The sequence below is a fragment of the Mycolicibacterium peregrinum genome (genome assembly GCF_001665625.1).
Classification (GTDB): Bacteria; Actinomycetota; Actinomycetes; order Mycobacteriales; family Mycobacteriaceae; genus Mycobacterium; species Mycobacterium peregrinum_B.
Genome location: NZ_LZSY01000158.1, coordinates 21947 through 45277, shown reverse-complemented (window position 1 = coordinate 45277; position 23331 = coordinate 21947). Strand labels below are relative to the sequence as shown.

Here is a 23331-nt window from a genome sequence, read left to right as displayed (position 1 = left end):
TTTTTCAGATGCGCGTCCTGTCAGTGGAGACGACGGAGCTGTTCGCCGGGCCGGAGGATGCCGCCCGGCAGCTGGTTCGGGTGCGATACGAGGCCTGCGCCGCGCCGACGCCGGTGCGGGTCAGCGGGGACGGGCTGACCGGTGAGGCGATGGCGGCGGCCGGGGACGGCACCGTCGAGGTCCCGGTGGACGTCGAGCGGGGCGTACCCGGGGAAGTCCGGCGCGCCAGGGTGGGCTCGATCGACTTCGACTTCACCGTCGCCGAACCGGGCTGGACGATGTACATGATCAGCCACTTCCACTACGACCCCGTCTGGTGGAACACCCAGGCCGCCTACACCAGCGTGTGGACCGAGGATCCGCCCGGCCAGTGCCGGCAGACCAACGGCTTCGATCTGGTGCACGCACACCTGGAAATGGCGCGGCGCGAACCGGAGTACAAGTTCGTCCTGGCCGAGGTGGACTATCTCAAGCCCTACTGGGATGCCCGGCCCGAAGACCGGGACGATCTGCGTCGTTTCATCGCCGAGGGACGCGTCGAGATCATGGGCGGCACATACAACGAGCCCAACACCAATCTCACCAGCCCGGAGACCGCGATCCGGAACTTCGTGTCGGGCATGGGTTTTCAACGTGACGTGCTGGGCGCCAATCCGGCCACGGCATGGCAGCTCGACGTGTTCGGCCACGACCCGCAGTTTCCCGGGATGGCGGCCGACGTCGGCCTGACGTCCAGTTCGTGGGCCCGTGGGCCGCACCACCAGTGGGGGCCGATGCAGAACGATGGCGACCCCGAGCGCATGCAGTTCGCGAGCGAGTTCGAGTGGATCGCACCGTCGGGCCGCGGGCTGCTCACCCACTACATGCCCGCGCACTATTCGGCCGGATGGTGGATGGACTCCTCGGCCTCACTGGCCGAGGCGGAAGAATCCACCTACGCGCTGTTCACCAAACTCAAACGAGTTGCGTTGACCCGCAACGTGCTCCTGCCCGTGGGCACTGACTACACCCCGCCCAACAAGTGGGTCACGCAGATCCACCGCGACTGGAATGCGCGGTACGCCTGGCCGAAGTTCGTGTGCGCCCTGCCGTCCGAATTCTTCACCGCGGTGCGTGCCGAGGTCGACGAGCGCGGCATCACACCGTCCCCGCAGACCCGCGACATGAACCCGATCTACACCGGCAAGGACGTCTCCTACATCGACACCAAGCAGGCCAACCGGGCCGCCGAGGACGCGGTGCTCGACGCCGAACGGTTCGCCGTGTTCGCCGGACTGCTCGGTGGGGCGGACTACCCGCAGGCCGCGATGGCCAAGGCCTGGGTGCAGCTGGCCTACGGCGCACATCACGACGCCATCACCGGCTCGGAGTCCGACCAGGTCTATCTCGACCTCCTGACCAGCTGGCGCGATGCCTGGGAGCTGGGTGTCACCGCCCGCGACAATGCTCTGCGCCTGTTGTCGGACGCGGTGGCGGGGTTCGGCGGGCAGGAGCGCAGCGACCCGGGAACCGGCGCAGTGGTGGTGTGGAACGCCGTGGCGCACAACCGGACCGACATCGTCACCGTGCACCTGGAGGAACCGTTCCAGGGCAGGGTGCTCGATTGCGACGGCCACGAGGTTCCCGTCCTGGTCGAACACGACGGGGTGACCGTGAGCTGGTTGGCCCGCGACGTGCCCTCGTTGGGCTGGCGGTCCTACCGGTTCACGGCCGGGACGGCGCACGGCTGGGAACCGGTGGCCGGGGATTCCATCGCCAACGACCGCTACCGCCTACGCGTCGACGCGGCCCGCGGCGGTGGGGTGTGTTCGCTCCTCGACGACGGGCGAGAGCTCATCGCCGACGGCGGCATCGGCAACGAACTGGCGGTCTACGACGAGTATTCGGCCCACCCCGAGGCCGGGGAAGGGCCATGGCACCTGCTGCCCACCGGTCCGGTGGTGTGCTCCTCGGCAGCCCCGGCCGAGGAGGTGCAGTGCTACCGGAGCGCGCTCGGTCAGCGGGTGGTGGTGCGGGGCCGCATCGGAGAGTTGTTGCGCTACACCCAGACCATCACGCTCTGGTCCGGTGTGGACCGGGTCGATTGCCGCACCGTCATCGACGAATTCGTCGGGGCCGACCGCCTGGTGCGGCTGCGCTGGCCCTGCCCGGTGCCCGGAGCGCTGCCGGTGAGCGAGGTCGGTGACGCCGTGATCGGCCGCGGATTCGGGCTGCTGCACGAACATTCGGCCCACCACGCGGTGGACGCGGCACAACACCCGTGGACCCTTGACAACCCGGCCTACGGTTGGTTCGGGCTGTCGTCGGCCGCGCGGGTGCGGATCGGCTCGGACGTCCGGGCGGTTTCAGTGGCCGAGGTGGTCGCTCCCGACGACGGCACCGACGCACGGGATCTGATGGTGGCCCTGGTGCGGGCCGGGGTGACCGCCACCTGCAGCGCCGCGGACAAACCCCGCTACGGCGATCTCACGGTGGACTCCAATCTGCCCGACACCCGGTTCACGCTCGGTGGGCCCGATGAAAACCCTTTCACCGCAGCTGTTCTCGCCGAAGCCGAGATCGCCTACTCCGACGAGTTCAAACGCCAGATCGACGCCACCGGATCGGCCCGCGTCTGGGTGCCTGCCGTCGCGCCCCTGCCCGAACAGTGGGTGCCCGGTGCCGATCTGCGCGGAGTGCGAAGCCTGCCGGTGCTGATCCTGGCCGGTGACCTCGACGCGGTGGTCGAGGACCTGGGTGACGCCGAGATCGTCGTCACCCAACAGGCTGCCGCGGCGGCGGAGCCGTTCGAGGCCCGCACCGTGGCACTGCTGAACCGTGGCGTGCCGAGCTTCGCCATCGAACCGGACGGCACCCTGCACACGTCGCTGATGCGGTCCTGCACCGGCTGGCCGTCCGGCACCTGGATCGACCCGCCGCGCCGTACCGCACCGGACGGCTCCAACTTCCAATTGCAGCACTGGACCCACACATTCGACTACGCGCTGGTCACCGGGGCCGGAGACTGGCGGGCCGCGGGGGTCGCACTTAGCGCCGCGGAGTTCAACCGGCCGCTGCAGCCGGTGGTGGTGGATACGGATGCCGGCGGCGGACTGCCGGCGTGGGGTTCGCTGCTGGAGATCGAGCCGGCAGGCACCGTCCAGCTGGGTGCGCTCAAGGCCACGGGAAATCCGCTCGCGTCGGGCAGCGTCCGCAATTCCGACCCGGCCGACGGGGTCACCGCGCGCCTGGTCGAGATCACCGGCAGCGCTGCCGAGGTCACCATCCGGTCCGGGCTGCGCGCGGTCTCGGCCGCTGCGAACCTGAACCTGCTGGAAGAACCGGAGCCGCAACAGCCCTCGCATCTGAGCCTGCACGGCTACCAGATCGCCACGGTGTCCACCCAGTTCAACCTGCCGAAGGTGTTGCGCGGCGAGCACCAGCCGCTGGCACCCGAAGCCGAGGCGGCCCAACCGTTGTACGCCAGGTACTGGCTGCACAATCGCGGCCCGGCGCCGCTCGGTGGCCTTCCTGCCGTCGCATACCTGCATCCGGAGAGCGTTGCCGGACAACCCGATACCGAGGTGGTCGTGCGGCTGACGGCGGCCAGTGACTGCACCGACGCCGCGCTGCACGGCCGGGTCAGACTGCATGGGCCGCCGGGATGGGACGTGCAGCCCGCCGAGCTGCCCTACGTCCTGCCACCTGGCGAACATCTGGAAACCGATGTGGTGCTGAGCATCCCGCCCGGTGCCGCACCCGGGCTGTACCCGGTGCGTGCCGAACTCTCAGTGACCGGCAGCGGGTCGGAGGCCTTGCCGCCGTCGTGGCGGCAGGTGGTCGAGGACGTCTGCATCGTCACGATCGGCGAACCCGATGCGTACGTGCTCAAACTGGTGTCCGAGCCGCAGGCCGTCGACGTCAAGGCGGGTGAGACCGCGCGACTGTTGATGACGATCGGCACCGACGCGGTCACGGGTCTGAACGCCGAGGCCCACCTGATCAGCCCGTGGGGAACCTGGGAGTGGATGGGGCCGGCCGCGGCCGGCATCGAGGTACCCGCGGCGGGCACCGCCGAGGTGGTCTTCGACGTCACGCCACCGTCGTGGGTCGAACCGGGGGAGTGGTGGGCGTTGATCAGAGTGGGCTGCGCCGGGCGGCTGGTCTACTCCCCGGCGGTGAAGGTGGCGGTCCGGTGAACCCGGCGGAATGTGTGGCGCGGGTGGCCGGAGAACCGGTGTCGGTCAAGGAGATCGATGATCGGGAGGCGACGTTGCGGGCGGGAAACCGCGCCTCGGCGCTGCCGCGCCCCGGGACCAGCGAGGGCCGGCAATTGCGCCGCTGGCTCACCCAACTGGTGGTTGCCGAGCGGGTGGTCGATGCCGAGGCCTGCGCGCATGGACTGTCCGGCCTCGGCGCGCCCGGCCAGGACGAGCTGCTGCCCGACACCGCGGCCCGGTTGGAGATCGGCAGCGTCGCCGCCGCCACTCTGGATTGCGCCACGGCACGCGCTGTGTTCGCGGAGGTGACTGCTGCGATAGAGGTTTCAGAGGCAGAGGTGGCTGCCTACCACGCGCGCAACCCGCTGCGATTCGCGTTGGCGCAGGCCGGGTCCGACGGGTGGCGGGGCCGGCCCGTGGCGCCGTCGCTGGATCAGGCGCGCTACCGGATCGCCGCTCACCTGCGGGCGGCCGCGCGCAGGCAGGCGTTCCGGCAGTGGCTCGACACCCGTTGCGCGGCCCTGGTGGAACTCGCGCCCGGGTACGAGCACCCCGGCGATCCCCGTCAGCCGGACAACACGCACAAGCACTAGGAGCGCCACGTGACCCTCACCCTCGCGCTCGATATCGGCGGCACCAAGATCGCCGTCGCCCTGGTCGACGCCGAGGGACAGCTGGTGCATCGGGCGCAACTGCCGACCCCCGACGGTGATGCCGAGACGGTGTGGGCCGTCGTCGAGAAGCTGCTCGCCGAGACCTTGCAGACGGCGGACGGCGCCGCAGCTGCCGTCGGTATCGCCTCTGCCGGTCCCATCGACCTGTCGGGCGGCACGGTCAGCCCGATCAATATCGCCGAGTGGCAACACTTTCCGATAGTCGAGCGCGTCGCCGCCACCACCCGACTGCCGGTCCGGCTCGGCGGCGACGGCCTATGCATGGCGCTCGGCGAGCAGTGGTGCGGCGCGGGGCGGGGCGCCCAGTTCCTGCTCGGCATGGTGGTCTCGACCGGGGTCGGGGGCGGTCTGGTGCTCGACGGCGCCCCGTATGACGGCCGCACTGGCAACGCCGGGCACGTCGGCCACGTCGTCGTCGCCCCCGACGGCGGTGAACTGTGTACGTGCGGTGGGCACGGCTGCGTCGAGACCATCGCGTCCGGACCCAGCATGGTGCGGTGGGCGCGGCGGCACGGCTGGGACGGTACCGACGCGAAGGCGCTCGGTGACGCGGCGAATCAAGGAGATGAGCTGGCCCTCAAGGCCTTTCATCGAGGTGCGCGGGCGGTGGCGGCGATGATCGCCTCGGTGGGCGCGGTGTGTGACCTGGACCTGGTGGTGATCGGCGGGGGAGTGGCCAAATCCGGGGCGTTGTTGTTCGACCCCGTGCGCGCGGCACTGGCCGACTACGCCGGGCTGGAATTCTTGCGGGGGCTACGGGTGGTCCCGGCCGTACTCGGCGGTGACGCCGGCCTGGTCGGCGCGGCGGCGCTGGCACGCGGCTGACGCTTCTGCTTCTGGATCTCCATGTGGGTGCGGCCCCAGTCGCACAACGCACCGAGGACCGGCGCCAGCGTCTGGCCGTACTCGGAGATCGAATAGCGCACGCACGGCGGCACCGTGCCCGCGTCGTGGCGCTCGATGATCCCGGCGTCGACCAGATCGTGCAGATGCCGGATGAGCATCCGCTCGGTGATGTCAGGAATGCTGCGGCGCAGTTCGGCGGTGCGCATCGGCCCGTCGGCCAGCCGCCACAGGATGGTGCCCTTCCAGCGCCCGTCGATGACCGACAACGTCGCGTCGATCGGGCACTCGCCGATCTCTTTCTTGGAAACCGCCACGGTTCCGGCCCTTCCTAAGCTGACTAATTTGTCAGTACCTTGTTTTTTGTCAGCATACTGACCAGCCTGGATGACATGGAAGAAATCGTGCAGATCCTTGCGGTGATCATCACCGGTCCGCTTCTCGGCGTCGAGTTCGGCGTCGCCGCCTTCACCAACCCGATCCTTCAGCGCCTACCTGACGCCGCCTACCGGCAGGCCCGCGGCACCGGTGCCAAGATTCTCGGGACGGCGATGCCGTTCTGGTACATGGCAGCGGTGGCGCTGATGATCGCCGCCGCGGTGTTCCGCCCCGGGCCCCTGCTCATCACGCCGGTCGTGCTGATGGCGCTGGTCATCCTGTTGACCCTCACCACGCTGGTGCCGATCAACAACCGCGTCGCCGCGGGATCCGGCGGTGATGGGGGCGGTGGCGAGGACCCCGGGCAGTTCCATGAACTGGTCAGCCGCTGGGACCGCCTGCACTGGGTGAGGGTGGGACTGGTGGCCGCCGCATTCGTCTGCCTGGTGCTGGCCGGCGCGCGCTGAGGCGCGGCGAGCGCGCGCATACTGCTGGTTTATGACGGCGTGTCGGGGGACAGACACGCACGCTCGCGGTGCAGCTCTGCGGTGCAGAAGGGGCAAACGGGAGCGCGTTTTGGCTGATTGGTGAGTGTTCGGCTACTCTGGTCGGGTTCCACCGAAGACCGTCGGTCACCTAGCAATAGGTTGAAGGTCCGGGAAATGTCCCGGCGGCCCACGCAGGAGGACGAGGCTAGACCAGTTTTGTATTGGTTATTTCTGCGCCCCGACCTGTCTGCGTCGGGGCGTTCGTCATTTCACGGCCCCAAGTTGGTGGAGCGCCCGATACCCACCACAAGGAGGCATGCATGGCCAAGGCTGACAAAGCCACGGCGGTTGCCGACATTGCTGAGCAGTTCAAGGCGTCGACGGCCACCGTCGTCACCGAGTACCGCGGGCTGACTGTGGCGAACCTGGCTGAGCTGCGTCGTTCCCTCGGCGACTCCGCCACGTACACCGTCGCCAAGAACACTCTGGTGAAGCGCGCCGCTTCCGAAGCCGGCATTGAAGGTCTCGACGAGCTGTTCGCCGGTCCCACGGCGATCGCGTTCGTCCAGGGTGAGCCCGTTGACGCCGCCAAGGCGATCAAGAAGTTCGCCAAGGACAACAAGGCGCTCGTCATCAAGGGCGGCTTCATGGACGGCAAGGCGCTGTCCGTCGCCGAGGTCGAGAAGATCGCCGACCTCGAGTCGCGCGAGGTTCTGCTCGCCAAGCTGGCAGGTGCCATGAAGGGCAACCTGTCCAAGGCCGCAGGCCTGTTCAACGCGCCCGCTTCTCAGGTTGCCCGCCTCGCGGCGGCGCTGCAGGAGAAGAAGGCTGCCAGCGACGCTGCCTAGTAGCCGCTTCCGCTCAGCAATCGCAACCGCACAAACCACCCAACATCTGTAAGAAAAATCAGGAAGGACCATAAACATGGCCAAGCTGTCCACCGACGAACTGCTCGACGCGTTCAAGGAAATGACCCTGCTGGAGCTCTCTGAGTTCGTGAAGCAGTTCGAAGAGGTCTTCGAGGTCACCGCTGCCGCCCCGGTCGCCGTTGCCGCCGCGGGTGCCGCCCCGGCCGCCGCCGAGGCCGCCGAGGAGCAGTCCGAGTTCGACGTCATCCTCGAGGGTGCCGGCGACAAGAAGATCGGCGTCATCAAGGTCGTCCGCGAGATCGTCTCCGGCCTGGGTCTGAAGGAAGCCAAGGACCTGGTCGACAGCGCCCCCAAGCCGCTGCTGGAGAAGGTCACCAAGGAAGCCGCCGAGGACGCCAAGAGCAAGCTCGAGGCCGCCGGCGCCAGCGTCAGCGTCAAGTAGTCCAAACCCGGACCGCAAGAACCCCCGAATCCCGACGGATTCGGGGGTTCTTTGCTTGGATGATCACGATTGGTTCGTTTGGAGCCCGGGTACTCCCGAATATTGGGAGACAACCATGTGTGTGCGATGCACCGTGCGCTATGGTGACTCAAGCCACAGGCGCAGCAGGTGGCGGGGTGAGCCGTAGGCGGAAGGATCTTTGATGGGCGTCCAAATCGACGTGACGGGACTGAGCAAATCTTTTGGATCGTCAAAGATTTGGGAAGACGTCACGATGTCGATTCCCGAGGGTGAGGTCAGCGTGTTGCTGGGCCCGTCGGGTACCGGCAAGTCAGTGTTCCTGAAGTCCCTGATCGGCCTGCTGCGCCCCGAGCGTGGCTCGATCGTCATCGACGGCACCAACATCCTGGAGTGCTCGGCCAAGGAGCTCTACGAGATCCGCACCCTGTTCGGTGTGCTGTTCCAGGACGGCGCGCTGTTCGGCTCGATGAACATCTACGACAACACCGCCTTCCCGTTGCGCGAGCACACGAAGAAGAGCGAGAGCGAAATCCGCAACATCGTGATGGAGAAGCTCGAGCTCGTCGGTATGCCCAACGATGGGCACAAGTTCCCCGGTGAGATCTCCGGTGGTATGCGCAAGCGTGCCGGCCTGGCCCGTGCCCTGGTGCTCGACCCGCAGATCATCCTGTGCGACGAGCCGGACTCCGGTCTGGACCCGGTGCGTACCGCGTATCTGTCCCAGCTGTTGATCGACATCAATGCGCAGATCGACGCCACGGTGCTGATCGTGACGCACAACATCAACATCGCCCGGACCGTGCCGGACAACATCGGCATGCTCTTCCGTAAGCAGCTGGTCATGTTCGGCCCCCGCGAGGTGCTGCTGACCAGCGAAGAGCCCGTCGTCAAGCAGTTCCTCAACGGTCGCCGTATCGGCCCGATCGGTATGTCCGAGGAGAAGGACGAGGCCACCGCGGCCGCCGAGCAGGCCATGCTCGACGCCGGCCAGCACGACGGCGGTGTCGAGGAGATCGAGGGCGTGCCGCCGCAGCTGTCGGCCACTCCCGGCATGCCCGAGCGTAAGGGTGTGGCTCGGCGTCAGGCCCGGGTGCGCGAGATCCTGCACACCCTGCCGCCGGCCGCGCAGGCCGCGATCCTCGACGACCTCGAGGGCACCCACAAGTACGCGGTGCACGAGTTCGGCGACGAGCCGACCGCGCGCCACCAGCGCCCGGTCGAGGACGACGCCCCGACCGGGGCCATCGAGGTTCCTCACCAGAGCTGAGTTTCGACAATCAGGCCGGACCCATCGGGTCCGGCCTGATTTGTGTCGTGAGAGAGCAGGGGGCGAATGCACGCGCAGCGGGGTCAGCCCACCCAATTCGAGGAATTGGGCGGTGGCGTCACCCGGGCGCACGGCGTTGCGCACCGGCGCATGACCAACCAGCTGGCGCGCGCCGAATACCTGCCCAAACGCCGGCTGTGGGCCGTTTTGGCCCTGGTGACCGTGGTCGTCCCCGCCGTTCTCGTTCTTTCCGCCCAGATACCGTTCTCGGGCGAGAACCTCCTTTATCTCCTGTACGGGCTGGTGTTCGCCGTCGCCATGGGTGTCGGGATCTTTACCGTGTTCGGGTTCGGCGTGCTCGTTCTCGCAGGACCCCGGAGTTGGGCGCTCAAGCTGCCTGCCGGCACCGCCGTGTGGGCCGAGTTCAGGCCGGAGGCCATCGGAATCGGCTGGTTGGAGCACTTCAATGCGCTCTACCTCGACCAGGTACTTCAGGTCCGGCGTGTTGACTCGGTCCTCGTCGTGCAGGGCGTCGGTGACATCGAACTGCTGATCCCCGACGAACTCGTACCGCCAGACATCGCCGCCACATTGCTGTCCACCTTCAACGAGCCTCGCCGGACGGTTCCGTCGTATCCGGAGGCGACGTCGGGGGCGAGGCAGTGGACGGGTCCCGACGGGGTGACCCGCACCAGGGACATCGCCGACACCGGTTTGGCCGGCCAACTGGGCGCCGCGGTCAAGCGCAGTGTCGTGACGCGGTTGGCGCTCGCACTCGCGATCCTGGTACCGCTGGCGGTGCTCGGCTATTCGTACGTCGAGGACGGGGAGCTGACCGCGTCTTCGGTGCTCCGCGCCGCTGTGCTGTTGATCGCGGCCGTCGGTGCGCTCACGTACGTGGTGTACTTCGCCACGCCGGCGAAATTCCGTCAGTTGGTTCCGCCAGGAGCGCCGATCGCCGCCGAGTTCGGTCCGCAGCAGATCGGGGTGCGTCTAGGAGGCCATCTGCAGATCCTGAAGCTGGCGGGTATCGAGCGAATCTGGCACGCTGACCACGTATTTCACGTCTCGGCGCGGGGTTTGGGAACAGGTCTGGTCATCCCGGAGCGGTTGGTTCCGGCGGATGTCGCATCAGGGCTGTTCGCGCAATTCGGCGCGGCGTGACCCGCGGACAAGATAACGCCGGTTCAACCGTTGCGCGAGCTGCGGATCCGGGGCAGAGTTGGGCGCATCAAACCGCGCGTCACCTCTTGACGGAAGGCCATGGACAGGCCAATCTGTTGGGCAGCATGTGTGAAGGGTTTAGTGGACGCCAGCCAGCGCCGGGTGACCCAATTCATGCAGTGGATGTGTGGTGGTTGAGGAATGCGCCGTCTTGCGCTATCGTTGGACGTTGCGCTGGCTGCACCCTGCCCACCCTCACCTGATCTGCACATAATGTTCTAGCCTGAGCGTTGCTCAGTATCTAGTCCTGTGCCGTGCGTATGGGGTTCTGGACAGGCCAAAGCCAGCCGAACCGACGCAGAATCGCGGCCCAGAAGGACGGCTCTTGCTGGCCCTTTCAAAAGTCGCATGAGGTGCTGGAAGGATGCATCTTGGCAGTCTCTAGCCAGAGCACAGCGAACGCTAACACCAATAACTCCGTCCCAGGAGCACCGAACCGAGTTTCATTTGCCAAGCTCCGCGAACCGCTTGAGGTTCCGGGGCTACTCGACGTTCAGACGGATTCCTTCGACTGGCTCGTCGGAGCGGACGGCTGGCGCCAGAAGGCCGTCGATCGCGGCGAGACCGACCCCAAGGGTGGTCTCGAAGAGGTGCTCGAAGAGCTCTCGCCGATCGAGGACTTCTCGGGCTCGATGTCGCTGAGCTTCTCCGACCCGCGCTTCGACGAGGTCAAGGCGCCGGTCGACGAGTGCAAAGACAAGGACATGACGTACGCGGCTCCGCTGTTCGTCACGGCCGAGTTCATCAACAACAACACCGGTGAGATCAAGAGCCAGACGGTCTTCATGGGTGACTTCCCGATGATGACCGAGAAGGGCACCTTCATCATCAACGGCACCGAGCGTGTCGTGGTGAGCCAGCTCGTGCGCTCTCCCGGTGTGTACTTCGACGAGAGCATCGACAAGTCCACCGAAAAGACGCTGCACAGCGTCAAGGTGATCCCGGGCCGCGGTGCGTGGCTGGAGTTCGACGTCGACAAGCGCGACACCGTCGGCGTCCGCATCGACCGCAAGCGTCGTCAGCCGGTCACCGTGCTGCTGAAGGCGCTGGGCTGGACCAGCGAGCAGATCACCGAGCGCTTCGGCTTCTCCGAGATCATGATGGGCACCCTCGAGAAGGACAGCACCGCTGGTCCCGACGAGGCGCTGCTGGACATCTACCGGAAGCTGCGTCCGGGCGAGCCGCCGACCAAGGAGTCCGCGCAGACCCTGCTGGAGAACCTGTTCTTCAAGGAGAAGCGCTACGACCTGGCCCGCGTCGGTCGCTACAAGGTCAACAAGAAGCTGGGCCTGAACGCCGGCCAGCCGATCACGTCGTCGACCCTCACCGAGGAAGACGTCGTCGCCACCATCGAGTACCTGGTGCGTCTGCACGAGGGCCAGACCTCGATGACCGTCCCCGGTGGGGTCGAGGTTCCCGTCGAGGTCGACGACATCGACCACTTCGGCAACCGTCGTCTGCGCACCGTGGGTGAGCTGATCCAGAACCAGATCCGGGTCGGCCTGTCCCGCATGGAGCGTGTCGTGCGTGAGCGCATGACCACTCAGGACGTCGAGGCGATCACGCCGCAGACCCTGATCAACATCCGTCCCGTCGTGGCGGCGATCAAGGAGTTCTTCGGAACGTCGCAGCTGTCGCAGTTCATGGACCAGAACAACCCGCTGTCGGGTCTGACCCACAAGCGTCGCCTGTCGGCGCTGGGCCCCGGCGGTCTGTCCCGTGAGCGCGCCGGCCTTGAGGTCCGTGACGTGCACTCCAGCCACTACGGCCGCATGTGCCCGATCGAGACCCCCGAGGGTCCGAACATCGGTCTGATCGGCTCGCTGTCGGTGTACGCCCGGGTCAACCCGTTCGGCTTCATCGAGACGCCTTACCGCAAGGTCAACGACGGTGTGGTCTCCGACCAGATCGACTACCTGACCGCCGACGAGGAGGACCGCCACGTCGTGGCGCAGGCCAACTCGCCGATCGACACCGACGGTCGCTTCACCGAGGACCGCGTGATGGTCCGTCGTAAGGGTGGCGAGGTCGAGAACGTGGCCCCGTCCGACGTCGACTACATGGACGTCTCGCCGCGCCAGATGGTGTCTGTCGCGACCGCGATGATCCCGTTCCTCGAGCACGACGACGCCAACCGTGCCCTGATGGGTGCCAACATGCAGCGCCAGGCAGTTCCGCTGGTACGCAGCGAGGCCCCGCTGGTCGGTACCGGTATGGAGCTGCGCGCCGCGATCGACGCCGGCGACGTCATCGTCTCGGAGAAGGCGGGCGTCGTCGAGGAGGTCTCGGCCGACTACATCACCGTGATGGCCGACGACGGTTCCCGGCACACCTACCGGATGCGCAAGTTCGCCCGGTCCAACCACGGCACCTGCGCCAACCAGCGTCCGATCGTGGACGCCGGGCAGCGTGTCGAGGCCGGCCAGGTCGTTGCCGACGGTCCCTGCACCGAGAACGGTGAGATGGCCCTCGGCAAGAACCTGCTCGTGGCGATCATGCCGTGGGAGGGTCACAACTACGAGGACGCGATCATCCTCTCGAACCGTCTGGTCGAAGAGGACGTGCTCACCTCGATTCACATCGAAGAGCACGAGATCGATGCCCGCGACACCAAGCTGGGCGCCGAGGAGATCACCCGGGACATCCCGAACGTCTCCGATGAGGTGCTGGCCGATCTCGACGAGCGCGGCATCGTCCGCATCGGCGCCGAGGTCCGCGACGGCGACATCCTGGTCGGCAAGGTCACCCCGAAGGGTGAGACCGAACTGACCCCGGAAGAGCGCCTGCTGCGTGCCATCTTCGGTGAGAAGGCCCGCGAGGTTCGCGACACGTCGCTGAAGGTGCCCCACGGTGAGTCCGGCAAGGTCATCGGCATCCGCGTGTTCTCCCGCGAGGACGACGACGAGCTGCCCGCCGGCGTCAACGAGCTGGTCCGCGTCTACGTGGCCCAGAAGCGCAAGATCTCCGACGGCGACAAGCTCGCCGGACGCCACGGCAACAAGGGCGTCATCGGCAAGATCCTGCCCGTCGAGGACATGCCGTTCATGCCCGACGGCACCCCGGTGGACATCATCCTGAACACCCACGGTGTGCCGCGTCGTATGAACATCGGCCAGATCCTGGAAACCCACCTCGGGTGGGTGGCCAAGGCCGGCTGGAACATCGATGTGGCCGAGGGAACGCCGGAGTGGGCGAGCAGGCTGCCCGATGGTCTGCACTCGGCCCCGGTCGACAGCATCGTCAGCACCCCGGTGTTCGACGGCGCCCGCGAAGAGGAACTGGCCGGCCTGCTCGGCTCGACGCTGCCCAACCGTGACGGCGACGTCATGGTGAATGCCGACGGCAAGGCGACGTTGTTCGACGGCCGCAGTGGCGAACCGTTCCCGTACCCGGTGACGGTCGGCTACATGTACATCCTCAAGCTGCACCACCTGGTGGACGACAAGATTCACGCCCGCTCCACCGGCCCGTACTCGATGATCACCCAGCAGCCGCTCGGTGGTAAGGCGCAGTTCGGTGGTCAGCGATTCGGTGAGATGGAATGTTGGGCCATGCAGGCGTACGGCGCTGCCTACACCCTGCAGGAGCTGCTGACCATCAAGTCCGACGACACGGTCGGCCGCGTGAAGGTGTACGAGGCCATCGTCAAGGGCGAGAACATCCCTGAACCCGGTATCCCCGAGTCGTTCAAGGTGCTTCTCAAGGAGCTGCAGTCGCTGTGCCTCAACGTTGAGGTGCTCTCCAGCGACGGCGCGGCGATCGAAATGCGTGACGGTGACGACGAGGACCTGGAGCGTGCCGCTGCCAACCTCGGTATCAACCTGTCGCGCAACGAGTCCGCCTCTGTCGAAGATCTCGCCTGAGTTGTTTTCTAGTCCCGAAAGGGGAAAGGGAGTTACGTGCTAGACGTCAACTTCTTCGATGAACTCCGCATCGGCCTCGCCACTGCGGACGACATCCGTAACTGGTCCTTCGGCGAGGTCAAGAAGCCGGAGACCATCAACTACCGCACGCTGAAGCCTGAGAAGGACGGCCTGTTCTGCGAGAAGATCTTCGGACCGACTCGCGACTGGGAGTGCTACTGCGGTAAGTACAAGCGCGTCCGGTTCAAGGGCATCATCTGTGAGCGCTGCGGCGTCGAGGTGACCCGGGCCAAGGTGCGTCGTGAGCGGATGGGCCACATCGAGCTGGCCGCACCCGTCACGCACATCTGGTACTTCAAGGGTGTTCCGTCCCGGTTGGGCTACCTGCTCGACCTGGCCCCGAAGGATCTGGAAAAGATCATCTACTTCGCGGCCTACGTGATCACCGCGGTCGACGACGAGATGCGCCACAACGAGCTGTCGACGCTCGAGGCCGAGATGGCCGTCGAGCGCAAGGCCGTCGAGGATCAGCGCGACGCCGACCTGGAGGCCCGGGCCCAGAAGCTCGAGGCCGACCTGGCCGAGCTCGAGGCCGAGGGTGCCAAGTCCGACGTGCGCCGCAAGGTGCGCGACGGCGGCGAGCGTGAGATGCGTCAGCTCCGCGACCGGGCCCAGCGTGAGCTGGACCGGCTCGACGAGATCTGGACCACCTTCACCAAGCTGGCCCCCAAGCAGCTCATCGTGGACGAAGTTCTGTACCGCGAGCTGCAGGACCGCTACGGCGAGTACTTCACCGGTGCCATGGGCGCGGAGTCGATCAAGAAGCTCATCGAGACCTTCGACATCGAGGCCGAGGCCGAGTCGCTGCGCGACACCATCAAGAACGGCAAGGGCCAGAAGAAGCTGCGCGCCCTCAAGCGCCTGAAGGTCGTTGCGGCCTTCCAGCAGTCGGGTAACTCCCCGCTGGGCATGGTGCTCGACGCGGTGCCGGTGATCCCGCCGGAGCTGCGTCCGATGGTTCAGCTCGACGGTGGCCGTTTCGCCACCTCCGACCTGAACGACCTGTACCGCCGCGTGATCAACCGCAACAACCGGCTCAAGCGACTGATCGACCTCGGCGCGCCCGAGATCATCGTCAACAACGAGAAGCGCATGCTTCAGGAGTCGGTGGACGCGCTGTTCGACAACGGCCGTCGTGGCCGGCCGGTCACCGGACCGGGCAACCGTCCGCTCAAGTCGCTGTCCGATCTGCTCAAGGGCAAGCAGGGTCGCTTCCGTCAGAACCTGCTGGGTAAGCGCGTCGACTACTCGGGCCGTTCGGTCATCGTGGTCGGCCCGCAGCTCAAGCTGCACCAGTGCGGTCTGCCCAAGCTGATGGCCCTGGAGCTGTTCAAGCCGTTTGTGATGAAGCGTCTGGTCGACCTGAACCACGCGCAGAACATCAAGAGCGCCAAGCGCATGGTGGAACGTCAGCGTCCCCAGGTGTGGGATGTCCTCGAAGAGGTCATCGCCGAGCACCCAGTGTTGCTGAACCGTGCACCTACGCTGCACCGCCTGGGTATCCAGGCCTTCGAGCCGCAGCTGGTCGAAGGCAAGGCCATCCAGCTGCACCCGCTGGTGTGTGAGGCGTTCAACGCCGACTTCGACGGTGACCAGATGGCCGTGCACCTGCCGCTGTCGGCAGAGGCTCAGGCCGAGGCCCGCATCCTGATGCTGTCCTCGAACAACATCCTGTCCCCGGCGTCGGGTAAGCCGCTGGCCATGCCGCGTCTGGACATGGTGACCGGTCTGTACTTCCTGACCACCGAGGTCGCCGGCGACCCCGGCGAGTACGTGGCCGCCGCCAAGGATCGTGCGGAGCAGGGCGTGTACAGCTCGCCCGCCGAGGCGATCATGGCGCTGGACCGCGGTGCTCTGTCGGTGCGCGCCAAGATCAAGGTGCGGTTGACGCAGCAGCGTCCGCCGGCCGCCGTCGAAGCCGAGCTGTTCGAGAACGGCTGGAAGCCGGGCGACGCCTGGACCGCGGAGACCACGCTGGGCCGGGTGCTCTTCAACGAGCTGCTGCCCAAGAGCTACCCGTTCGTCAACGAGCAGATGCACAAGAAGGTCCAGGCCCGGATCATCAACGATCTGGCCGAGCGCTTCCCGATGATCGTGGTGGCGCAGACCGTCGACAAGCTCAAGGACGCCGGCTTCCACTGGGCCACCCGTTCGGGTGTCACGGTCTCGATGGCCGACGTTCTGGTGCCGCCGCAGAAGCAGGAGATCCTGGAGCGGCACGAGGCCGAGGCCGAGGCGATCGAGCGCAAGTACCAGCGCGGCGCGCTGAACCACAACGAGCGCAACGAGTCGTTGGTCAAGATCTGGCAGGACGCCACCGAAGAGGTCGGTAAGGCGATGGAGGAGTACTACCCGGCGGACAACCCGATCATCACGATCGTGAAGTCGGGCGCCACGGGTAACCTCACCCAGACCCGCACCCTGGCCGGCATGAAGGGTCTGGTGACCAACCCGAAGGGTGAGTTCATCCCTCGCCCGATCAAGTCCTCGTTCCGCGAAGGCTTGACGGTGTTGGAGTACTTCATCAACACCCACGGTGCCCGTAAGGGTCTGGCCGACACCGCTCTGCGTACCGCCGACTCGGGTTACCTGACCCGTCGTCTGGTGGACGTGTCGCAGGACGTCATCGTCCGCGAGACCGACTGCGAGACCGAGCGCGGCATCGTCGTCACGCTGGCCGAGCGCGGTCCCGATGGTTCGCTGATCCGCGATGCGCACGTCGAGACCTCGGCGTTCGCCCGCACCCTGGCCACCGATGCAGTCGATGACAAGGGCAACGTCGTCATCGAGCGCGGCCATGACCTGGGTGACCCGGCCATCGACGCGCTGCTGGCTGCCGGTGTCGCCCAGGTGAAGGTCCGCTCCGTGCTGACCTGCGCCTCGGCTTCCGGCGTGTGTGCCAAGTGCTACGGCCGCTCGATGGCCACCGGCAAGCTGGTCGACATCGGCGAGGCCGTCGGCATCGTCGCCGCCCAGTCCATCGGTGAGCCCGGTACCCAGCTGACCATGCGTACCTTCCACCAGGGTGGTGTTACCGGTGGCGCCGACATCGTCGGTGGTCTGCCTCGCGTGCAGGAGCTGTTCGAGGCCCGTATTCCGCGGAACAAGGCGCCCATCGCCGACGTCGCGGGCCGGGTCCGGCTGGAGGAGAGCGACAAGTTCTTCAAGATCACCATCGTTCCTGACGACGGTGGCGAGGAAGTTGTCTACGAGAAGCTCTCCAAGCGCCAGCGGCTGCGTGTGCTCACCCACGAGGACGGCTCCGAAGGCGTGCTGTCCGACGGTGACCACGTCGAGGTCGGCGACCAGCTGATGGAAGGCTCCGCCGATCCGCACGAGGTGCTGCGTGTCCAGGGCCCCCGCGAGGTGCAGATCCACCTCGTCAAGGAGGTCCAGGAGGTCTACCGGGCCCAGGGCGTGTCGATCCACGACAAGCACATCGAGGTCATCGTCCGGCAGATGCTGCGTCGCGTCACGATCATCGATTCGGGTGCGACGGAGTTCCTGCCCGGTTCGCTGACCGAGCGTGCCGAGTTCGAGACCGCGAACCGTCGCGTCGTGGCCGAGGGCGGCGAGCCCGCGGCCGGACGTCCGGTGCTGATGGGTATCACCAAGGCATCGCTGGCCACCGATTCGTGGCTGTCGGCGGCGTCGTTCCAGGAGACCACTCGCGTGCTTACCGATGCGGCGATCAACTGCCGCAGCGACAAGCTGCAGGGTCTGAAGGAGAACGTGATCATCGGTAAGTTGATCCCGGCCGGTACCGGTATCGCCCGTTACCGCGACATCCAGGTGCAGCCGACCGAAGAGGCCCGCGCTGCGGCGTACACGATCCCGTCCTACGAGGATCAGTACTACAGCCCGGACTTCGGCGCGGCCACCGGTGCTGCGGTGCCGCTGGACGACTACGGATACTCGGACTACCGCTAGTAGTTCACGGAAGAGCCCCCGCTTCGGCGGGGGTTTTTTCGTGCGGTGGGCGCGGTGGGTGCGCCCGCTGCCGCGCCGCTTTTGTCGCCCGCTTTGTCGCCTGCTTTTGTCGCCCGCTTTGTCACGCCAGAGTGGCTCCCGACTTCGACCGCCACTCCAGCGTGACGCTCGAGAAGTGGGCGCGGTCCGGCGGTCTGGGCTTGCCGCTCCAGCGTGACACTCGAGCGTGACGGCCACTCCAGCGTGACAAAGCGGGACTGTCACCGAGCCCGCCTAGACTTGGCGGCGTGCTCATCGGCTCGCATGTAGACAACACCGATCCATTGGCCGCGGCCGCCGCAGACGGCGCCGACGTGGTGCAGTTCTTCCTCGGCAACCCGCAGAGCTGGAAAAAACCCAAGCCCCGCGAGGACGCCGAGGTGCTCAAGGCCTCGGCGGTGCCGTTGTACGTGCATGCGCCGTACCTGATCAACGTGGCCTCGGCCAACAACCGGGTGCGGATCCCGTCCCGCAAGATCCTGCAGGACACGTGCGACGCCGCCGCCGAGATCGGCGCGACCGCGGTGATCGTGCACGGCGGCCACGCTGACGACAACGACATGGACGCCGGGTTCGAGCGATGGGCCAAGGCGCTGGACTATCTGAACACCGACGTGCCGGTGTACCTGGAGAACACCGCAGGCGGGGATCACGCCATGGCGCGGCATTTCGACACGATCAGCCGGTTGTGGGATCGCATCGGGGACAAAGGAATTGGCTTCTGTCTCGACACCTGCCATGCGTGGGCGGCGGGGGAGGCGCTGATCGACGCGGTAGACCGGATCAAGGGCATCACCGGACGCATCGACCTCGTGCACTGCAATGACTCGCGCGATGCGGCCGGCTCGGGCGCCGACCGTCATGCCAATTTCGGTGCCGGGCAGATCGATCCGCAGTTGCTGGCGGCGGTGGTCAATGCGGCCGATGCGCCCGTGATCTGTGAGACCGCAGAAGAGGGACGCAAGGACGACATCGCGTTTCTCCGCGAGCACGCCGGCTGACACGTTCGGCAACTTGAACAGTTTTCAACGGCACCGTGACGCAAAGGTGAACTAACGTCACCTCTGTGACCGCGGTAGATGATTCGGTAACCGAAGAAGCTCCCGCGCAATCAGGCGCGACCAACCGTGCCAGTCGGCTGCGCATACTGCGGTACTGCGCGATCGCCGGGTGGGCGGCTGTGGTCATCTACCGCACCGTCACCGACGGCTTCGCCTTCAACCGGGAATTGTTGCTGCTCTACATCGCGACCGGTCTGCTGGCCGCGAGTATCGGGCAGGGCCGCCGGATGCTCTACGTCATCCGCGACTGGCTGCCATTCGCACTGGTGCTGGCCGCTTACGACCTGAGCCGGGGCGCTGCCACCCTGGTCGGCCGGCCGACGCTGTGGCACTGGCAGGTCGACGCGGATCGGTGGATGTTCTTCGGCACGGTGCCCACGGTGTGGCTGCAGGAGCGGCTGAAACTGCTCCACCCGCCGTGGTGGGAAGTCGTGATCAGCACGGTGTACATGTCTTTTTTCATCCTTCCCTACGTCGTGGCGGGTGTGCTGTGGCTGCGTGACCGCGAGGAGTGGAAGCGGTTCGTGCGGTTGTTCGTCGGACTGTCGTTCGCGGCGCTGGTCATCTATGCGCTGTTGCCTGCCGCGCCGCCGTGGGCCGCGGCGAGATGCACCGCCGACGACGTCGACGGCGGCCCGTCGGGTCCGGGGTGCATGTTCCGATCGGCGCGCGAAGCCGTCGACGGAGGCCTGCTCGGCGCCATGCAGGGCAGTCAGGACGGTGCGCACGACTGGATCGAACGGATCGTCACCCGCGGTTGGGGCAAGCTCCACCTGCACACCGCGACGGCATTGATCGACCAGGGCCAGGCCAGCGTGAACCTGGTCGCGGCCATCCCGTCCCTGCACGCCGGCCTGACCGCGGCGGTAGCGGTGTTCCTGTGGAACCGGGTGAACCGCGGATGGCGGCCGTTGTTGGTGGCCTATCCGCTCATCATGGCCTTCACACTCGTCTACACCGCCGAGCACTACGTGGTCGACATCCTGCTCGGCTGGACCTTGGCGGCCGTGGTGTTGTTCGCGCTCAATCGGTACGAAACGCGGCGGTCTGCAGGCTCGGCGGAGCGCGACGAACAACCCCGCGACAACGAGGACGTACCGACCATCGTCGGAGAACTCGACCCGGCCTGATTCGCCGACCAAGGGCGACCGGCCGGGGTGACCCTGTTGCCACGCCACTTCTGACGCGATTGTCACGCCCGTTCTGTCAGGCCCGTTCTGTCACGCCAGCGTGGTCGTCGACCGCGAGCGCCACGCTGGCGTGACGCGCTCGGGCCCGGCACTAGAGCCCAATCGTCGAGCGTCACGCTGGGGTGGCACCCGGAGTCGAGAGCCACTCCAGCGTGACAGCGGGCGCTTGGCCCGGGTACAGCTGACCCAGCGCGCGTATTACAACTATTGTGCAGTTGTCGAGAATTTGTAACACTGGGTGCATGGCTGATACGCATGTCGTCACCAATCAGGTCCCCACGCTGGAGGACTACAACCCCGCCACCTCACCGGTGCTCGCCGAGGCCCTCATCCGCGAAGGCGGGGAGTGGGGGATCGACGAGGTCCACGAACTGGGTGCGATCAACGGCAGCGTCCAGGCGCAGCGCTGGGGTGAACTCGCCGACCGCAACCAGCCGGTGCTGCACACCCACGACCGCTACGGCAACCGGATCGACGAGGTCGAATACGACCCGGCCTATCACGAGCTGATGAACGTGGCCGTCACCCATGGCCTGCACGGAGCCCCGTGGGCCGATGAGCGGGAGGGCTCGCACGTGGTGCGGGCCGCGAAGACCTCGGTGTGGACGGTCGAGCCCGGGCACGTCTGCCCGATCTCGATGACCTACGCCGTCGTGCCCGCGCTGCGGTTCAACCCCGAGCTGGCCGCGGTCTACGAGCCGCTGCTGACCAGCCGGGTGTACGACCCCGAACTGAAGCTCGCGACGACGAAAGCCGGTATCACCGCGGGCATGTCGATGACCGAGAAGCAGGGCGGCTCCGACGTTCGCGCCGGCACCACCGAGGCCACACCGAACGGTGACGGCACCTACTCGCTGCGCGGGCACAAATGGTTCACCTCGGCCCCGATGGGAGACATCTTCCTCGTGCTCGCTCAGGCCCCGGGCGGCCTGAGCTGTTTCTTCCTGCCGCGCATCCTGCCCGACGGCAGCCGCAACCGGATGTTCCTGCAGCGCCTCAAGGACAAGCTCGGCAATCATGCCAACGCCTCCAGTGAGGTCGAGTACGACGGTGCCACGGCCTGGTTGGTTGGTGAGGAGGGCCGCGGCGTGCCGACCATCATCGAGATGGTCAACCTCACGCGTCTGGACTGCACCCTTGGTAGTGCCACCAGCATGCGCACCGGCCTGACCCGGGCCGTGCACCACGCCCAGCACCGGAAGGCATTCGGCGCCTACCTGATCGATCAGCCGCTGATGCGCAACGTCCTCGCGGACCTGGCCGTAGAGGCCGAGGCGGCAACCATGCTGGCGATGCGGATGGCCGGCGCCACCGACAAGGCGGTGCGCGGTGACGAGCGTGAAGCGCTGCTGCGCCGCATCGGTCTGGCGGCGGGCAAGTACTGGGTGTGCAAGCGGGCCACCCCGCACGCCGCCGAGGCGATGGAATGCCTCGGTGGCAACGGTTATGTGGAGGAATCCGGTATGCCGCGGCTTTACCGCGAGGCTCCGCTGATGGGCATCTGGGAAGGCTCGGGCAATGTCAGCGCGCTGGACACTTTGCGCGCCATGGCAACCCGGCCGGAGAGTGTCGCGGTGCTGTTCGACGAACTGTCCAAGACCGCCGGTCAGGATCCGCGCCTGGACCGTCACGTCACGTCGTTGCAGAACGACCTCGCGGATCTCGAGACCATCCAGTACCGGGGCCGCAAGGTGGCCGAGGACATTTCACTCGCACTGCAGGGCGCGCTGCTGGTGCGGCACGGCCACCCCGCGGTGGCCGAGGCTTTCCTGGCCAGCCGGCTCGGTGGGCAATGGGGTCAGGCCTTCGGCACGCTGCCGACCGGGCTCGACCTCGCCCCGATCCTCGAGCGGGCGCTGGTCAAGGGATGAGCGTCGAGACGCTCAAGACGATGACCTACGAGGTCACCGACCGGATCGCACGAATCACGTTCAACCGCCCCGAAAAAGGCAACTCGATCGTCGCCGACACCCCGCTGGAACTGCAGATGCTGGTCGAGCGGGCTGACCTGGACCCGAACGTCCACGTCATCCTGGTGTCGGGCCGCGGCGAGGGGTTCTGCGCCGGGTTCGACCTGTCGGCCTACGCCGATGGAACCGGCGAGGCCGGGGGTGGCCGTTACGACGGAACCGTGCTGTCCGGCAGAACCCAGGCCATCAACCACCTCCCGGACCAACCCTGGGACCCGATGGTCGACTACCAGATGATGAGCCGGTTCGTGCGTGGATTCTCCAGCCTGATGCATGCCGACAAGCCGACCGTGGTCAAGATCCACGGCTACTGCGTGGCCGGCGGTACCGACATCGCGTTGCACGCTGACCAGGTGATCGCCGCCGCCGACGCCAAGATCGGCTATCCGCCCATGCGGGTATGGGGCGTTCCGGCCGCCGGCCTGTGGGCGCACCGACTGGGGGATCAACGCGCCAAACGCCTTCTGTTCACCGGGGATTGCATCACCGGCGCGCAGGCCGCCGAATGGGGTCTGGCCGTGGAGGCGCCTGAGCCCGAGGATCTGGACGAGCGCACCGAGCGTCTCGTCGCGCGCATCGCCGCGATGCCCGTCAACCAGCTCATCATGGCCAAGCTGGCCTGCAACTCCGCCTTGCTGCAGCAGGGTGTTGCCACCAGTCGGATGGTCAGTACGGTGTTCGACGGCATCGCCCGGCACACTCCCGAAGGACACGCCTTCGTGGCCGACGCCGTCGAACACGGCTTCCGTGAGGCGGTGCGCCATCGCGACGAACCGATGGGTGACTACGGGCGCAGGTCTTCCGGGGTCTGAG

The 23331-nt window shown here is 66.7% G+C and carries 15 protein-coding genes; 14 read left to right on the top strand and 1 reads right to left on the bottom strand.

Translation table 11 applies throughout. The features are described from left to right. Positions 1 to 8: 8 nt before the first annotated feature. From A5779_RS24500 to A5779_RS24490, 3 genes are read left to right on the top strand one after another with little or no spacing between them, the layout of a single operon-like run. Positions 9 to 4178, top strand: a complete 4170-nt coding sequence (locus A5779_RS24500; RefSeq protein WP_064886333.1) for a glycoside hydrolase family 38 N-terminal domain-containing protein — start codon at positions 9 to 11, stop codon at positions 4176 to 4178. Further along, on the top strand, positions 4175 to 4792 hold the full coding sequence (locus A5779_RS24495; RefSeq protein ID WP_082941831.1) for a DUF7158 domain-containing protein: 618 nt from the start codon (positions 4175 to 4177) through the stop codon (positions 4790 to 4792). Before A5779_RS24500 ends, A5779_RS24495 begins: the two co-directional genes overlap by 4 nt. A 9-nt stretch (positions 4793 to 4801) precedes the next feature. Further along, positions 4802 to 5698 (top strand): ROK family protein, encoded by an 897-nt coding sequence (locus A5779_RS24490; RefSeq protein WP_064886332.1) that lies wholly within the window; start codon positions 4802 to 4804, stop codon positions 5696 to 5698. Here the strand turns inward: A5779_RS24490 and A5779_RS24485 are convergent. Beyond that, positions 5599 to 6033, bottom strand: a complete 435-nt coding sequence (locus A5779_RS24485) for a winged helix-turn-helix transcriptional regulator (protein ID WP_064886331.1) — start codon at positions 6031 to 6033, stop codon at positions 5599 to 5601. The two genes, A5779_RS24490 and A5779_RS24485, sit on opposite strands and share 100 nt — an antisense overlap. Positions 6034 to 6108: 75 nt before the next feature. On the opposite strand from A5779_RS24485, the gene A5779_RS24480 reads away from it, so the two are divergent. From A5779_RS24480 to A5779_RS24430, 11 genes are all read left to right on the top strand, one after another. After that, positions 6109 to 6561 (top strand): anthrone oxygenase family protein, encoded by a 453-nt coding sequence (locus tag A5779_RS24480; protein ID WP_064886330.1) that lies wholly within the window; start codon positions 6109 to 6111, stop codon positions 6559 to 6561. A gap of 341 nt (positions 6562 to 6902) precedes the next feature. Further along, the gene (rplJ, locus tag A5779_RS24475) at positions 6903 to 7430 is read left to right on the top strand and encodes a 50S ribosomal protein L10 (protein WP_064886329.1); all 528 of its coding nucleotides are present in this window, start codon (positions 6903 to 6905) and stop codon (positions 7428 to 7430) included. Between the two features lie 76 nt (positions 7431 to 7506). Beyond that, positions 7507 to 7893: a 50S ribosomal protein L7/L12 gene (gene rplL / locus A5779_RS24470; protein ID WP_064886328.1), complete on the top strand. Its 387-nt coding sequence runs from the start codon at positions 7507 to 7509 to the stop codon at positions 7891 to 7893. Between the two features lie 202 nt (positions 7894 to 8095). Further along, positions 8096 to 9181, top strand: a complete 1086-nt coding sequence (locus tag A5779_RS24465; RefSeq protein ID WP_064886327.1) for an ABC transporter ATP-binding protein — start codon at positions 8096 to 8098, stop codon at positions 9179 to 9181. A 66-nt stretch (positions 9182 to 9247) separates the two neighbouring features. Further along, the gene (locus tag A5779_RS24460) at positions 9248 to 10345 is read left to right on the top strand and encodes a hypothetical protein (RefSeq protein WP_064886326.1); all 1098 of its coding nucleotides are present in this window, start codon (positions 9248 to 9250) and stop codon (positions 10343 to 10345) included. 413 nt (positions 10346 to 10758) lie between these two features. After that, on the top strand, positions 10759 to 14268 hold the full coding sequence (gene rpoB / locus A5779_RS24455; RefSeq protein WP_064886325.1) for a DNA-directed RNA polymerase subunit beta: 3510 nt from the start codon (positions 10759 to 10761) through the stop codon (positions 14266 to 14268). 36 nt (positions 14269 to 14304) lie between these two features. Then, positions 14305 to 18258, top strand: a complete 3954-nt coding sequence (locus A5779_RS24450) for a DNA-directed RNA polymerase subunit beta' (protein ID WP_064886324.1) — start codon at positions 14305 to 14307, stop codon at positions 18256 to 18258. Positions 18259 to 18545: 287 nt separating this feature from the next. Further along, complete coding sequence (locus A5779_RS24445) at positions 18546 to 19298, top strand: deoxyribonuclease IV (protein ID WP_064886323.1); 753 nt, start codon at positions 18546 to 18548, stop codon at positions 19296 to 19298. Positions 19299 to 19363: 65 nt separating this feature from the next. Continuing rightward, a complete protein-coding gene (locus A5779_RS24440; protein WP_064886322.1) occupies positions 19364 to 20488 on the top strand; it encodes a phosphatase PAP2 family protein in 1125 nt (374 codons plus the stop codon). A 302-nt stretch (positions 20489 to 20790) separates the two neighbouring features. Further along, complete coding sequence (locus A5779_RS24435; RefSeq protein WP_064886321.1) at positions 20791 to 22419, top strand: acyl-CoA dehydrogenase family protein; 1629 nt, start codon at positions 20791 to 20793, stop codon at positions 22417 to 22419. Beyond that, positions 22416 to 23330: a crotonase/enoyl-CoA hydratase family protein gene (locus A5779_RS24430; protein WP_064886320.1), complete on the top strand. Its 915-nt coding sequence runs from the start codon at positions 22416 to 22418 to the stop codon at positions 23328 to 23330. Before A5779_RS24435 ends, A5779_RS24430 begins: the two co-directional genes overlap by 4 nt. Position 23331 lies beyond the last annotated feature (1 nt).